The 14523-nt window shown below is 33.8% G+C and carries 15 protein-coding genes; 14 read left to right on the top strand and 1 reads right to left on the bottom strand.

What is annotated here, in order from left to right; all coding sequences use genetic code 11:
- The 10 genes from rpsM (at position 1) to ctlX (ending at position 9188) form a co-directional block, all read left to right on the top strand.
- A complete protein-coding gene (rpsM, locus tag ABEB31_RS17480) occupies positions 1-375 on the top strand; it encodes a 30S ribosomal protein S13 (RefSeq protein WP_095952360.1) in 375 nt (124 codons plus the stop codon).
- Positions 376-383: 8 nt separating this feature from the next.
- Complete coding sequence (gene rpsK, locus ABEB31_RS17475; protein WP_007803677.1) at positions 384-767, top strand: 30S ribosomal protein S11; 384 nt, start codon at positions 384-386, stop codon at positions 765-767.
- A 92-nt stretch (positions 768-859) separates the two neighbouring features.
- Positions 860-1465: a 30S ribosomal protein S4 gene (rpsD, locus tag ABEB31_RS17470; RefSeq protein WP_035619621.1), complete on the top strand. Its 606-nt coding sequence runs from the start codon at positions 860-862 to the stop codon at positions 1463-1465.
- Between the two features lie 21 nt (positions 1466-1486).
- Complete coding sequence (locus ABEB31_RS17465; protein WP_008464329.1) at positions 1487-2479, top strand: DNA-directed RNA polymerase subunit alpha; 993 nt, start codon at positions 1487-1489, stop codon at positions 2477-2479.
- A 36-nt stretch (positions 2480-2515) separates the two neighbouring features.
- On the top strand, positions 2516-3004 hold the full coding sequence (rplQ, locus tag ABEB31_RS17460) for a 50S ribosomal protein L17 (RefSeq protein ID WP_347052956.1): 489 nt from the start codon (positions 2516-2518) through the stop codon (positions 3002-3004).
- Between the two features lie 247 nt (positions 3005-3251).
- Entirely contained in the window at positions 3252-4370 is a 1119-nt protein-coding gene (carA, locus tag ABEB31_RS17455) for a glutamine-hydrolyzing carbamoyl-phosphate synthase small subunit (protein WP_347052955.1), read from the top strand.
- A gap of 102 nt (positions 4371-4472) precedes the next feature.
- Positions 4473-5765, top strand: a complete 1293-nt coding sequence (gene eno / locus ABEB31_RS17450) for a phosphopyruvate hydratase (RefSeq protein ID WP_347052954.1) — start codon at positions 4473-4475, stop codon at positions 5763-5765.
- 153 nt (positions 5766-5918) lie between these two features.
- The gene (locus ABEB31_RS17445) at positions 5919-7196 is read left to right on the top strand and encodes a citrate synthase (protein ID WP_347052953.1); all 1278 of its coding nucleotides are present in this window, start codon (positions 5919-5921) and stop codon (positions 7194-7196) included.
- A 64-nt stretch (positions 7197-7260) separates the two neighbouring features.
- The gene (locus tag ABEB31_RS17440) at positions 7261-8175 is read left to right on the top strand and encodes a dimethylarginine dimethylaminohydrolase family protein (RefSeq protein ID WP_347052952.1); all 915 of its coding nucleotides are present in this window, start codon (positions 7261-7263) and stop codon (positions 8173-8175) included.
- A gap of 77 nt (positions 8176-8252) precedes the next feature.
- Positions 8253-9188: a citrulline utilization hydrolase CtlX gene (gene ctlX / locus ABEB31_RS17435; RefSeq protein ID WP_347052951.1), complete on the top strand. Its 936-nt coding sequence runs from the start codon at positions 8253-8255 to the stop codon at positions 9186-9188.
- A gap of 77 nt (positions 9189-9265) precedes the next feature.
- Here ctlX and ABEB31_RS17430 read toward each other — a convergent pair whose 3' ends face one another.
- A complete protein-coding gene (locus ABEB31_RS17430) occupies positions 9266-9895 on the bottom strand; it encodes a MarC family NAAT transporter (protein WP_347052950.1) in 630 nt (209 codons plus the stop codon).
- Between the two features lie 152 nt (positions 9896-10047).
- On the opposite strand from ABEB31_RS17430, the gene ABEB31_RS17425 reads away from it, so the two are divergent.
- From ABEB31_RS17425 to ABEB31_RS17410, 4 genes are all read left to right on the top strand, one after another.
- Positions 10048-10413: a CoA-binding protein gene (locus ABEB31_RS17425; RefSeq protein ID WP_347052949.1), complete on the top strand. Its 366-nt coding sequence runs from the start codon at positions 10048-10050 to the stop codon at positions 10411-10413.
- 155 nt (positions 10414-10568) lie between these two features.
- The gene (gene recR, locus ABEB31_RS17420) at positions 10569-11189 is read left to right on the top strand and encodes a recombination mediator RecR (RefSeq protein ID WP_347052948.1); all 621 of its coding nucleotides are present in this window, start codon (positions 10569-10571) and stop codon (positions 11187-11189) included.
- A gap of 70 nt (positions 11190-11259) precedes the next feature.
- A complete protein-coding gene (locus ABEB31_RS17415) occupies positions 11260-12054 on the top strand; it encodes a polysaccharide biosynthesis/export family protein (RefSeq protein ID WP_347052947.1) in 795 nt (264 codons plus the stop codon).
- Positions 12055-12068: 14 nt separating this feature from the next.
- Positions 12069-14516 (top strand): polysaccharide biosynthesis tyrosine autokinase, encoded by a 2448-nt coding sequence (locus ABEB31_RS17410; RefSeq protein ID WP_347052946.1) that lies wholly within the window; start codon positions 12069-12071, stop codon positions 14514-14516.
- Positions 14517-14523 lie beyond the last annotated feature (7 nt).

Genomic DNA, 14523 nt, shown 5'->3' with positions numbered 1-14523 from the left:
ATGGCAAGAATAGCAGGGGTAGATATCCCAAAAAACAAAAGAGGTGTTATTGCACTTACCTACATCTTCGGACTAGGAAAAAGTAGAGCTATTGAGATTTTAGAAAAAGCTCAAGTAAGCCAAGATAAAAAAGTTCAAGATTGGAATGATGATGAGATCGGAGCAATTCGTGAAGCTGTTTCATTTTACAAAATTGAAGGAGAATTACGTTCTGAGGTTTCTTTAAACATCAAACGTTTAATGGATATTGGTTGTTATAGAGGTATCCGTCACAGATCTGGTCTTCCTTTGAGAGGACAAAGAACTAAAAACAACTCTAGAACAAGAAAAGGTAAAAGAAAAACTGTTGCTAACAAGAAAAAAGCAACTAAATAATAAGTAATATGGCTAAAGCAACTGCAAAAAAACGTAAAGTTATCGTTGAATCAACGGGTGAAGCTCATATTTCTGCGACTTTCAACAATATTATCATTTCCTTGACTAATAAGAAAGGTGAAGTTATTTCTTGGTCTTCAGCTGGTAAAATGGGTTTCAGAGGTTCTAAAAAGAATACTCCGTACGCAGCTCAAATGGCAGCAGAAGATTGTAGTAAAGTAGCTCTTGAAGCAGGACTTAAAAAAGTAAAAGTTTATGTAAAAGGACCAGGAAACGGACGTGAGTCTGCTATCCGTTCTATTCATAACGGTGGAATTGAAGTTACAGAGATTATCGATGTTACTCCAATGCCTCACAACGGATGTCGTCCTCCAAAAAGACGTAGAGTATAATACTCAAATTTAATTATAGTATAACGTAGATAGAACAACGATTATCGAAGGATAAGACCTGAATTCATAATCTCTATCTTAAACAATTCAAAATGGCAAGATATACTGGTCCTAGCACAAGAATCGCTCGTAAATTTGGCGAAGCAATCTTCGGAGATGATAAATCTTTCGAAAAAAGAAATTACCCACCTGGACAACACGGGATGGCTAAAAAAAGAGGAAAAAAATCTGAGTACGCTGTTCAGTTAATGGAAAAGCAAAAAGCTAAATATTCTTACGGAATTTTAGAAAAACAATTCAGAAATTTATTCGAAAAAGCATCAGCTACTAAAGGAGTTACTGGTGAGGTTTTATTACAATTATGCGAAGCAAGATTAGATAATGTTGTTTTTAGAATGGGAATTGCTCCATCTAGAAGAGGTGCACGTCAAATCGTATCTCACAGACACGTTACTGTAAATGGAGAGGTTGTTAATATTCCTTCTTACCACCTTAAGCCTGGTGATAAAGTTGCAGTTCGTGAAAAATCTAAATCTTTAGAAGCTATCGAACGTTCTTTATCAAATTCAAGTCATGTTTATGAATGGATTACTTGGAACAATGATCTTAAAGAAGGAACTTTTGTTTCTGTACCTGCGAGACTTCAGATTCCAGAAAACATTAAAGAACAATTAATCGTAGAGTTGTACAACAAATAATAATTGACTTAGTCGAAATTTATGGCAATATTTAATTTTCAAAAGCCCGATAAAGTTATCATGATCGATTCAACCGATTTTGAAGGTAAATTCGAATTTAGACCTTTAGAACCTGGTTACGGATTGACAGTTGGTAATGCACTTAGAAGAGTTTTGCTTTCAGCATTAGAAGGTTATGCAATTACATCTGTTCGTATCGAAGGTGTAGATCATGAGTTTTCTACTATTTCAGGTGTTGTTGAAGATGTTACCGAAATTATCCTTAATCTAAAACAAGTACGTTTCAAACGTCAAATTGAAGATATCGATAATGAATCAGTTACTATTTCTGTTTCCGGTAAAGATCAATTGACAGCAGGTGATTTCCAGAAATTTATTTCAGGTTTCCAAGTTTTGAATCCAGACCTTGTTATCTGTAATTTAGATTCTAAAATCAAATTGAACTTCGATTTAACAATCGAAAAAGGTAGAGGATACGTTCCTGCTGAGGAGAACAAAAAACAGAATGCTGCAATTGGAACGATTTTTACAGACTCAATTTTTACTCCGGTAAAAAATGTAAAATATGCAATCGAAAATTTCCGTGTAGAGCAAAAAACAGATTACGAAAAATTAGTTTTTGAAATCAAAACTGATGGATCTATTAATCCAAAAGATGCTCTTACTGAAGCTGCTAAAGTTTTAATTCACCATTTCATGTTGTTTTCTGATGAAAGAATTACACTTGAGGCTGACGAAATTGCACAAACAGAATCGTATGATGAAGAGTCATTGCATATGAGACAATTGCTTAAAACTAAGCTTGTTGATATGGATTTATCTGTGAGAGCATTAAATTGCTTGAAAGCGGCTGAAGTTGATACACTTGGTGATTTAGTATCGTTCAATAAAAATGACCTGATGAAATTCCGTAATTTTGGTAAAAAATCTTTAACTGAACTTGATGAACTTGTTGCAGTTAAGAATTTAACTTTCGGAATGGATTTAGCTAAATACAAATTAGATAAAGAATAATTCAATCCCGCTTGCGGGGTTAAATTTAAAATAGCAATGAGACACGGAAAAAAATTCAATCACTTAAGCAGACAGACTGGACATAGAAAAGCTATGTTGGCTAATATGGCTTGTTCTCTTATTGAGCACAAACGTATTAACACTACTGTTGCTAAAGCTAAAGCGCTTAAACAATTCGTTGAGCCTTTAATTACAAAATCAAAAGACGACACGACCCACAACCGTCGTATTGTTTTTGCTTACTTACGTAGCAAATATGCTGTAACTGACTTGTTCAGAGATGTAGCTGCTAAAGTTGGTGACCGTCCAGGTGGATACACTCGTATCATTAAAGTTGGAAATCGTTTAGGAGATAATGCTGATATGGCAATGATCGAACTTGTTGATTTCAATGAACTTTACAACGGAGGTAAAAAAGAAGTTAAAAAAGCAAAAAGCCGTCGTGGTGGAAAAGCTAAAAAGGATGCTCCTGCTGCAGAAGCTCCTGCTGCTGAAACAGAAACGACTACAGAAGCTTCTGAATAATTATGAGAGTAATCATTCTATAATAATCAAGGATAAACTAATTTTTAGTTTATCCTTTTTTTTTGATTTTTTTGGAAACATTCAAAAATGTAACTTATTTAAATTAATGGGTTTTATTTTTACGAGTGAAAGTTTTAAAAAATCTTGGAAGCACTCTTTTAAAGAAGTAAATTTGCAAAATATCTAATTATAACAGAAACCGTATTTTGGTTTTATAACCTGATAAAAAAACAATACAAATTCAAGAATGAAATACACAACACGACAAAGCGCCATTTTATTACTTAGTGACGGAACAATTTTTCATGGAAAATCTATCGGAATTAGCGGTAAGACTTTTGGTGAGGTTTGTTTTAATACTGGAATGACGGGATATCAGGAAATTTTTACTGATCCTTCTTATTTTGGACAAATTATGGTTACTACAAATCCTCATATTGGTAACTATGGTGTTAATGATTTAGAAGTAGAATCGGAAAGCGTAAAAATTGCTGGTTTAGTTTGTAAAAATTTTAGTTTTAATTATTCAAGAGAAGGTGCTTCAGGAAGTTTAGAAGAGTATTTTACTAAACAAAATCTTATTTGTATCTCGGATGTCGATACAAGAGCACTTGTTAGTTATATCCGCGATAATGGTGCAATGAATGCCGTTATTTGTACAGATGGAACTTCTGTTGAAGATTTGAAGAAAGAATTGGCTAACGTTCCTAACATGGAAGGTTTAGAGCTCGCTTCAAAAGTTTCGACTAAAGAGCCTTACTTTATTGGAGAGGAAAACGCTACTTACAAAATTTCAGCTCTTGATCTTGGTATTAAAAAGAATATTTTAAGAAATCTCGCAAAGAGAGATTGTTATATAAAGGTATTTCCATACGATTCGTCTTATGAGGATCTTTCAGCATTTAATCCTGACGGTTACTTCTTGTCGAATGGACCTGGAGATCCAGATCCTTTGTACAGTGCGATAGAAGTAGCGAAAAATATTATCGCAGATGATAAACCGTTATTCGGCATCTGTTTAGGACACCAGATTATTGCTCTGGCAAACGGAGTTCAGACTTATAAAATGTTTGGAGGCCACAGGGGGATTAATCATCCTGTAAAAAACCTTATAACCGGTAAAGGAGAAATTACTTCTCAAAATCACGGTTTTGCTGTAAAGAGAGAAGCGCTAAATGGTCATCCGGAATTAGAGCTTACCCATATTCATTTAAATGATGATACCGTTGCAGGAATGAGAATGAAAAATAAAAACTGTTTTTCAGTACAATACCATCCGGAAGCTAGTCCCGGACCACATGATTCTTCTTATTTGTTTGATCAGTTTGTTGAGAATATTAAACTAGCTCAGTCTAAAACGATGTAGTTAATAAATAAAAGTGTTTAATAGCAGAAATGCGTTTATAGTATTGAATATTTTTATAATTTCGAAAAAAAAATATAATTTATTAATAAAAAAACAAAAATAATGAGTATTATAATTAAAGTTCACGCAAGACAAATTCTTGATTCCAGAGGGAATCCTACTATTGAAGTTGATGTAGTAACGGAAAATGGAGTTTTAGGTAGAGCTGCTGTTCCTTCGGGAGCATCAACTGGAGAGCACGAAGCTGTTGAATTACGTGATGGAGGTAAGGCTTACCTTGGTAAAGGTGTTTTGAATGCAGTGAACAATGTAAATACTGTTATTGCTGAAGAATTAGTTGGTACTTCTGTTTTCGAACAAAATACAATTGACCAATTAATGATTGATTTAGATGGTACTCCAAATAAATCAAAATTAGGAGCTAATGCTATTTTAGGAGTTTCTTTGGCTGCTGCAAAAGCTGCTGCTAATGAACTAGGATTGCCATTATACAGATACGTAGGTGGTGTTTCTGCTAATACATTGCCGGTTCCAATGATGAATATCATCAACGGTGGTTCTCACTCTGATGCGCCGATCGCATTTCAGGAATTTATGATTTTCCCTGTAAAAGCAACATCTTTTACGCATTCTATGCAAATGGGAACTGAAATTTTCCACAGTTTGAAAAAAGTTTTACATGACAGAGGTTTAAGTACTGCTGTAGGAGATGAAGGAGGTTTTGCTCCAAATTTAGCTGGTGGAACTGAAGATGCTTTGGATACAATTAAATTGGCTGTTGAGAAAGCAGGTTATTCTTTCGGAGACGAAATTATGATTGCTCTTGACTGTGCTGCTTCTGAATTTTATGTTGATGGGAAATACGATTATACTAAATTTGAAGGTGAAACTGGAAAAATCAGAACTTCTGAGGAGCAGGCAGATTATTTAGCTGAACTTGCTGCTAAATATCCAATTATTTCTATCGAAGATGGTATGTACGAAGATGACTGGAATGGATGGAAATACTTAACTGAAAAAATTGGACACAAGGTACAATTAGTTGGTGATGATTTATTTGTTACTAATGTAGAGCGTTTGTCTACAGGAATTCAAAAAGGAATTGCAAATTCAATCCTGGTAAAAGTAAACCAAATTGGAACTTTAACTGAAACTATTGCTGCTGTAAATATGGCTAAAAATGCTGGATATACATCGGTAATGTCTCACCGTTCAGGAGAAACTGAAGATAATACAATTGCAGATTTAGCTGTTGCTTTAAACTGTGGTCAGATTAAAACAGGATCTGCTTCCCGTTCAGATCGTATGGCAAAATACAATCAATTATTAAGAATCGAAGAAGAGCTTGGAAGCACAGCTTACTTCCCTGGTTTAAATGCTTTTAAGATCAAATAATTCTTATTATTATATATTAAAAAAAGCCATCTGTATCTGCAGATGGTTTTTTTTTGGAGTTTTAACAAATTCATAGCAGTATTCTTTTTTTAATTAGTCTTAAATTCATTAGATTTGGTAAATTATTATTTAAAGAATTATTTCCCATATATTATGTCAAAAATAGCTACATTAGAAATAGATGGCCAAAAAATCGAACTTCCGGTTATTACTGGAAGCGAAAATGAATCAGCTATCGATATCAACAAATTACGTGATTTAACCGGTGTAATTACAATTGACCCAGGTTATAAAAACTCTGGATCTTGTAAAAGTGAAATTACCTTTCTGGATGGAGAATTAGGTATATTGCGTTACAGAGGGTATTCAATTGAAGATCTGGCAGAAAAATCTAATTTTTTGGAAGTTTCCTATCTTTTAATTTTTGGAGAATTGCCTACAAAAGCAGAGTTGGAGCAATTTGAAAATGGTATTAAAAAACATTCTTTGGTAAACGAAGAAATGAAAAATATCATTGATGGCTTTCCAAAAACAGCACATCCAATGGGAGTTTTATCTGCCTTGACTAGTGCTTTAACTGCATTTAATCCAAAAGCGGTTAATGTTGATAACGAAAAAGAAATGTATGAAGCTATTTGTAAAACAATGGCTAAATTTCTGGTAATTGCAACGTGGACTTACAGAAAATCTATGGGGTATCCGTTGAATTATTATGACAATACAAAAGGATATGTGGAAAGTTTTATGCAATTAATGTTTAAATTGCCTACAGGTCCTTATGCTGCAAATCCGGTAATTGTAAATGCTTTAGATAAATTATTTATTCTTCACGCTGATCACGAACAAAACTGTTCTACTTCAACAGTTAGAATGGTAGGTTCTTCTCATGCAGGTTTATTTGCTTCTGTTTCTGCGGGAGTGTCCGCTCTTTGGGGACCTCTTCACGGAGGTGCAAATCAGGCTGTTCTTGAAATGCTGGAAGAAATCAATAAAGACGGTGGAGATACAGATAAATTTTTAGCGAAAGCAAAAGATAAAAATGATCCTTTCCGTTTAATGGGATTCGGACACAGAGTGTACAAAAACTTTGATCCGAGAGCGAAAATTATCAAAAAAGCAGCAAAAGAAGTTCTGGAAACTTTAGGAGTTGAAGATCCAATTTTAGAAATAGCTAAAAAATTAGAGTCTGCAGCCTTAGAAGATGATTACTTCAAATCTAGAAATTTATATCCGAATGTAGATTTCTATTCTGGAATTATATACAGAGCTTTAGGTATTCCAACTGATATGTTTACCGTAATGTTTGCTATTGGAAGACTACCGGGCTGGATCGCACAATGGAAAGAAATGCGTGAAAATAAAGAGCCAATTGGCAGACCAAGACAAATTTACACAGGACATCCTCTTAGAGAATTTGAGCCTCAGAAATAAAAAAAATGAAAGCTTCACTTAACTGTGAAGCTTTTTTTATATTTGCTCAAAATATAATAAGGTTATGTTGCAATTAAATGTAAAGAACGAAACATCCAGGCTTCGTGCAGTTGTTTTAGGTTCTGCTGTTCATAATGGGCCGACTCCAACGCTGGAAGAAGCTTATGATCCTAAATCATTGGAACATATTAAAGCGGGAACCTATCCTTTAGAAAAAGATATGGTTGTCGAGATGGAGGCTTTTAATGCTGTTTTCAAGAAGTATGATGTAACGGTTTATCGACCGGAAATGATTGAAAACTACAATCAGATTTTTGCCAGAGATATCGGTTTTGTTATTGATGATACTTTTGTAAAGTCAAATATACTTCCGGATAGAGAAAGAGAATTAGATGCCATTCAATATGTAATAGATCAAATAGATCCTCTAAAAGTGGTTCGTCCTCCTGAGGAAGTTCATATTGAAGGAGGAGATGTTATGCTTTGGAATGACCACATTTTTGTGGGAACTTATAAAGGAAGTGACTATAAGGATTACATTACCGCACGCACAAATATGCAGGGCGTTAACTTTATCAAAGAATTATTTCCAAATAAAATTGTTAAGGAATTCGATTTGGTGAAATCAAAACTGGAAGCCAGAGACAATGCCCTGCATCTTGACTGTTGTTTTCAACCTGTCGGGAAAAATAAGGGAATCATTTATAAAAGAGGATTCCGTGAGGAGGCAGATTATTTGTATTTGGTGAATCTTTTTGGAAAAGAAAATTTATTTCACATCGAAAGAAATGAAATGTACAATATGTTCTCCAATGTATTTTCGATTGATGAAAATGTAGTGGTTTCTGAAAAAAACTTTACGAGGTTAAACAATTGGCTTCGTGCAAATGGTTTTGTAGTAGAAGAAATTCCATACGCGGAAATTGCCAAACAGGAAGGTTTGTTGAGATGTTCAACTTTGCCATTAATTAGAGATTAAGAGTTTGTTTCAAATTTAATGTTTCATGTTTCCACAAACCTGAAACTTAAAACCTGAAACAAAAAAATATAAAAATCATGAGACAAACAACAAACGCTATAGTGATGATTCGTCCAGTCGCCTTCAGAATGAATGAGCAGACTGCTGTAAATAATTATTATCAAAAAGTATTGGACGGACTTTTACCAAGTACTGTTAATGCTAAAGCGCAACAGGAATTCGATGCTTTTGTTGAGAAATTAAGAGCAGTTGGTGTAGATGTTACTGTTATTGAAGACACCTTAGAAACGGATACCCCAGACAGTATTTTTCCAAACAACTGGGTTTCTTTTCATGAAAATGGAGATGTAGCACTTTATCCTATGTTTGCAGAGAACAGACGTCAGGAACGCCGTGAGGATATTTTGGATACTTTGGAGGAAAAAGGATTCGAGATTACAGAAATCATGGATTATACCTCTGCGGAAGAAGATGGCATTTTCTTAGAAGGAACAGGAAGTTTGTTATTAGACAGAGCAAACGGAAAAGCATATTGCGCATTATCTCCAAGAGCAGATGAAGAACTGTTTATCGAATTTTGTGAAGATTTTGATTATGCCCCGGTTATCTTTGAAGCTTTTCAGACTGTAGACGGTGAGCGTAAACTTATATATCATACTAATGTAATGATGTGCTTAGGAGAAACCTTTGCAGTAATTTGCGCAGATTGTATTGATGATAAAAAAGAACGTAAAATGGTTCTGGATAATTTGAAGGCAGATAACAAGGAAATTATCTTAATTACCGAAGCGCAGGTAAATAATTTCGCCGGAAATATGTTAGAACTTAGAGGTTCAGATGATAAACGTTACATTGTAATGAGTGCATCGGCTCATCAGAGTTTAACTCCAAAACAAATAGCACAATTAGAAAATCACGCTGAAATTTTAAGTTCAAGTTTGGATACTATCGAAGCATGCGGAGGCGGAAGTGCCAGATGTATGATGGCGGAAGTTTTTCTTCCGAGAAGTTAAAAAAAGATTTATTAAATATAAAGGGATAAAAACACACTGTGAATTTATCCCTTTTTTCTTTTAAATTACATACTGTATTATAGCAAATTTCCTTTTGCAATATTTACTATTGAACTAACGATATACTGAATTCCGATTGAGATTACGATAAATCCAACAATTCTGGAAATGGCAACAATTCCCGAAGCGCCTAGTATCCTGGCTAAATAATGTGCACTTTTTAAGATTAGGAAAATAGCAACTGCAATAGCTAAAATAGCTAGTGATGAAATTATAATTTCGTTTAGTTGATGGTGTTCCTGATAAAAAGCAATTAAAAGTGACATAGAACCGGGTCCCGCCAACATCGGAATTGCGAGTGGCGTAAGCGCTATATCATTTCTTTGCTGTGCCTCGTTTTCTATCTTTTTGTTGATTCCGCGTTTTTTATTGAATTTTCCTGAAAGTAAAGAAAAACCAGAATTTACAATAACAATTCCGCCTGCTATTCTCAGTGCATCTATACTTATTCCGAAAAAAGATAAAACATATTGACCAATAAAATAAGAAACCAATAATATTATAAAAACATTAATTGCGGTCCAGAGAGAAATTCGCGATCTCTCTTTTTTGGAATCATGTTGTGTTAATCCGACAAATATCGGGACCGTGCCGATAGGGTTCAGTACTGAAAATAGAGCAGCAAATAAATAAATGAATAATTCCATATAGTTTGGGTTAGGTAAAGTAAATGTAGTTATTTTTTGATGTCTTTGCGCTGATTTATGTTAGGATAATGTTTTAATTCTTCTCAATTCACAATCAATTAGATAAGGTTACATCGGTCTTTTTGTTTACTTTTGCATTCTAAATCGAAAAAATGAAAAATAAGAAAACATTAGTTCTTGGAGCATCTACAAATCCGGAACGTTATTCATACAGAGCTGTAAACATGTTAGTTGGTAAAGGTCATTCTGTTCTGGCGATAGGTCAGAAAGCGGGAGAAGTGGCAGGAGTAAAAATTCAGACAAAGGCAATACCAGTTAAAAATATAGATACAATTACGTTGTATTTAAATCCTGCCCGTCAGAGAGATTATTATAATTATATCATTGAAGCACAACCGGAAAGAGTAATTTTTAATCCTGGAACAGAAAATCCGGAATTATATCAATTATTAGAGTTGAACAATATTAAAAAAGAAGTGGCGTGCACATTAGTTTTATTAGCGACAAGTCAATATTAATGAAGTAATTGATGATTTGTAAAAACAACTCAGCTTTTAATCAGGTACCGAACAGAATATGAAAGAATTGTAGTATCAACAATTGAATGTTTCTGCAGGCCGAATTTAGTAGCTGGAATGCTGGCAAAATCATTAAAAGTATTACTTTTGTCGTCATGGAATTTTCATCAAAACTTATTGAAAAAGCAGTAAACGAAATGTCGCAGTTACCGGGTATAGGTAAACGTACCGCGCTTCGACTAGTTCTACATCTGCTTAAGCAGCCAAAAGAACAGACTTCTTTTTTGTCTCAGGCATTATTAAATATGCGCGAGGATATTAAGTTTTGCGAAAGCTGCCATAATATTTCGGATACTAAAACTTGTGAGATTTGTGCCAATGCCTTGAGAAATCATGAGACCATATGTGTTGTTGAAGATATCAGAGATGTAATGGCGATTGAAAATACCGGGCAGTTTAAAGGGATTTATCATGTTTTAGGAGGGAAAATTTCTCCAATAGAAGGCGTGGGGCCCAGTCAGTTAAATATATCAAGTTTGGTTGACAAAGTGAAGGATGGAAAAGTGAGCGAAATAATTTTTGCTCTAAGTTCAACGATGGAGGGCGATACAACAAATTTTTATATTTACAAACAAATCGCGGACGTTGAAATTATTATATCTACAATCGCAAGAGGAATATCCGTTGGCGATGAATTGGAATATGCTGATGAAGTAACGCTGGGGCGAAGTATTTTGCACAGAGTTCCATTTGAAAAAACATTTAAAAATAATTAATTAAACCCAAATACAGTTTGGTTTTTCCGGACCATTAAGGAAAAGCTACATTTGCGATAAAATTGAACTAATGACAAAAAATAGCTTTTTTTTATTCTTATTAATTTCAGCATTATTTACATCGTGTATTCCGATTAAAGATTTAGTTTATTTGCAGGATAAAAACAGTTCGGGAGAGCAAAGTGCTATTACAGCTGTTGAGTCAAAACCTTATCGACTACAGGTTAATGATATTTTAAGTGTTACTATAAAAGCAATTGATCCAAAACTGGTTACCATATTTAATACCAGTGAAGGTCAGGATGGTTCGACAGGAAAATCTGAATCTGGTTTGTATTTCGATGGTTTCACAGTGGATGATCATGGTAATATAAGAGTGCCAATTTTAGGAGAAATAAACGTAATTGGTTATACACTTGAAGAAGTTCGTATAAAAATAGAAAAGAAATTACTGGAAGAATATTTTAAAAGTGAAGCCAATATTTTTGTGACAGTAAAATTAGCGGGTTTCAGATATACAATAAATGGCGAGGTTGGAAGTACCGGTACCAAAACATTATTTAAAGATAATGTGAACATTTTAGAAGCTGTAGCCAACGCAGGAGATATTACTACAGTAGGAAATAGAAAAGAAGTCACTATAATTCGTCAGACTCCAACAGGAGTTCAAATGCATGATATTGATCTTACCGATGTAAATGTCATGAAATCGCCATATTACTATTTACAGCCCAACGATTATATTTATGTAAAACCATTGAGGCAAAAAACATGGGGAACTGGCCAGACAGGGATACAATCTATAGGAACGATAATTACATTGCTGTCTTTGGCGACAACAGTTTATCTTATTATAAAAAATTAAAACTGATTTAGAAAATGTTAGATATCAAAGACTTTTCCATTTTTGAAAATCATTCCAATTTTGATTTTAAAGGTTTTTTGTTGAAAATTATTAGTTACTGGAAATGGTTTCTGGTTAGTTTAATTATTGCTTTTACTATCGCTTATCAGGTAAATATCCGTAAAGAAAAAATTTACGGTATGCAAACCATGGTTTCTATTAAAGAAGAAAGTAATCCGTTTTTTACTGCCAATACAAGTCTGGTCTTTAATTGGGGAGGAATCTCTGATCAGGTAAATGGTATTTCTACTATTTTGCAGTCCAGATCTCATAATGAGCTAGTGGTCGATAAACTACAATTTTATATTGATTATCTGGAACAGGGAGAATATAATCTTGTGGATTCTTATGGAGCTGTACCTTTCTATGTAGAAATAGATAAAACAAAAGGACAGCTTGCTAATACTTTGATAAAGATTAAGTTTTTGAGCGAAAATCAATATCAAATTCAAATTCCTTTTGAATCCAATTCTGTTTCTTTAATTAAATATAGTGATAATACATATAGTAATACTTCTGTACAGCCAACTATTTTTGCTAAAAAATATAAAGTTGGAGAAACGGTTAATCTTCCATTCTTAAGTTGGAAAGTGCAGATAAAAGATAATCCAGGTTTTTATAAAGGAAAAGAGTATTTTGTCAGATTTAATGATTTTGACGGAACCGTTTCCGGATATAAAGGTATAAATGTCGACGGTGGAAAAAGTGGAGGATCAATATTGACTTTATCTATGCAAGGAACAAATAAAGCAAGAATGGTTGACTATTTAAACTCGACTGTAAAAATGCTTATTAAAATTCAGCTTGACGGTAAAAATCAATTTGCAACCAACACAATTAGATTTATTGACAGTACTCTGGTTGCAATGGAATCTCAGCTCAAACAAACCGGAAATGAGTTAAAAACTTTTCAAAAAGACAAAAACATCTACGAAATAGAAGATGGCGGTGCTAAAGTTTCAGAGAAAATAATGGGTTTTGATGTTGAAAAAGATCTATTGACCAGAAAAATTGCTTATTATAATTCTCTCAAGTCTTATTTAAACAGTAGTGAAGATTATTCCAGATTACCCGCTCCATCCGTTGCCGGAATTGAAGATCCTAATATTGTTGCCAGTGTTTCAAAATTGATAGCCCTTTCTACACAAAGATCGGAAATGGCGTATGCTGTAAAAAGCGAAAAAATCTTTAAGGATTTTGATAATCAGATGGCAGCTGTAAAAAATGTGCTTCAGGAAAACATTGTTACAGCAAAAGCATCCTTGCTTTACGATCTTTCTTTGGTAAATGCCAAAATGGGACAAGCGGAGAGTACAGTCAGAAAGCTTCCGGTAGAACAGCAGGAACTCCTGAAGATCAAAAGGAAATACGATTTGAATGATAATATCTATACGGAGTTTCTTCAAAAAAGAAATGAAGCTGAAATTGTAAGGGCATCAAATTTATCAGATATTCATTTTATAGATCCTGCGAAAGATATTGGGGGAGGATTAATTGGTCCAAAAACGTCAGTCAATTATATAATGGCTTTGTTTTTGGGGATTTTAATTCCGTTAGTATTTATTCTTGGGATTTTCTTTATTAACAATTCAATTCAGAATATTGAAGATATTAGTAAATTAACGCAAATACCTCTACTAGGTGTCATTGGTGTTAATAAAGATTCAATAAATTTAGCGGTATTTGAAAAGCCAAAATCTGCTCTTTCTGAGGCTTTCAGAGGAATACGATCCTCGCTTCAGTTTTTATATAAAAAGCAACAGGTGAATGGGTCAAAAACATTAATGATTACTTCATCTATAAGTGGTGAAGGAAAGACTTTCTGCTCTATCAATATTGCTACTGTTTTCGCTTTAAGCGAAAAGAAAACTGTAATTGTAGGCCTGGATTTGCGAAAACCAAGATTGGCAGATGAGTTTCAATTGACAACGCCTTTAGGAGTTGTTAATTATCTGATTAAGCAAAATAATCTGGCAGAAATTACAAATTCAACCCAAATTCCAAATTTAGATGTAATACTTTCTGGGCCAATTCCGCCAAATCCATCAGAACTTATATTAAGTGATGGAATGAAAGAGTTGATTGATGAATTAAAATTAAAATATGATTACATCATTTTAGATACTCCGCCAGTAGGGCTGGTAGCAGATTCATTAGAATTAGTTCAGTTTGCAGATGTGACTTTATATATCGTCAGACAAAATTATACTAAGAAAGATATGATAACGTTGTTAAATACCAGATTAAAACGAGGAGAGCTAAGTAATGTAAGTATTGTTTTAAATGGTTATGAAAATAAAGCCAAATATGGCTCAAGTTATGGTTATGGATACGGTTATGGTTCGTACTCAAATGGTTATCATGATGAGGAATCGAAAAGAGGATTTTGGAAAACGCTTTTAAATCGATTTAGAAAAAGCTAAATATAAT

Origin of the sequence: Flavobacterium olei, from assembly GCF_039749035.1 — a bacterium.
Lineage (GTDB): Bacteria > Bacteroidota > Bacteroidia > Flavobacteriales > Flavobacteriaceae > Flavobacterium > Flavobacterium olei.
This window is presented reverse-complemented; position numbering and strand designations above follow the sequence as displayed.

What these genes read in the sequence shown, in the direction of transcription:
- ABEB31_RS17430 (WP_347052950.1), bottom strand. Translation starts at nt 9,895, where the DNA reads ATGGAATTATTCATTTATTTATTTGCTGCTCTATTTTCAGTACTGAAC.
- ABEB31_RS17440 (WP_347052952.1), top strand. Translation starts at nt 7,261, where the DNA reads ATGTTGCAATTAAATGTAAAGAACGAAACATCCAGGCTTCGTGCAGTT.
- rpsD (WP_035619621.1), top strand. Translation starts at nt 860, where the DNA reads ATGGCAAGATATACTGGTCCTAGCACAAGAATCGCTCGTAAATTTGGC.
- ABEB31_RS17410 (WP_347052946.1), top strand. Translation starts at nt 12,069, where the DNA reads ATGTTAGATATCAAAGACTTTTCCATTTTTGAAAATCATTCCAATTTT.
- ABEB31_RS17445 (WP_347052953.1), top strand. Translation starts at nt 5,919, where the DNA reads ATGTCAAAAATAGCTACATTAGAAATAGATGGCCAAAAAATCGAACTT.
- ABEB31_RS17465 (WP_008464329.1), top strand. Translation starts at nt 1,487, where the DNA reads ATGGCAATATTTAATTTTCAAAAGCCCGATAAAGTTATCATGATCGAT.
- ABEB31_RS17415 (WP_347052947.1), top strand. Translation starts at nt 11,260, where the DNA reads ATGACAAAAAATAGCTTTTTTTTATTCTTATTAATTTCAGCATTATTT.
- rplQ (WP_347052956.1), top strand. Translation starts at nt 2,516, where the DNA reads ATGAGACACGGAAAAAAATTCAATCACTTAAGCAGACAGACTGGACAT.
- eno (WP_347052954.1), top strand. Translation starts at nt 4,473, where the DNA reads ATGAGTATTATAATTAAAGTTCACGCAAGACAAATTCTTGATTCCAGA.
- rpsK (WP_007803677.1), top strand. Translation starts at nt 384, where the DNA reads ATGGCTAAAGCAACTGCAAAAAAACGTAAAGTTATCGTTGAATCAACG.
- ABEB31_RS17425 (WP_347052949.1), top strand. Translation starts at nt 10,048, where the DNA reads ATGAAAAATAAGAAAACATTAGTTCTTGGAGCATCTACAAATCCGGAA.
- ctlX (WP_347052951.1), top strand. Translation starts at nt 8,253, where the DNA reads ATGAGACAAACAACAAACGCTATAGTGATGATTCGTCCAGTCGCCTTC.
- rpsM (WP_095952360.1), top strand. Translation starts at nt 1, where the DNA reads ATGGCAAGAATAGCAGGGGTAGATATCCCAAAAAACAAAAGAGGTGTT.
- carA (WP_347052955.1), top strand. Translation starts at nt 3,252, where the DNA reads ATGAAATACACAACACGACAAAGCGCCATTTTATTACTTAGTGACGGA.
- recR (WP_347052948.1), top strand. Translation starts at nt 10,569, where the DNA reads ATGGAATTTTCATCAAAACTTATTGAAAAAGCAGTAAACGAAATGTCG.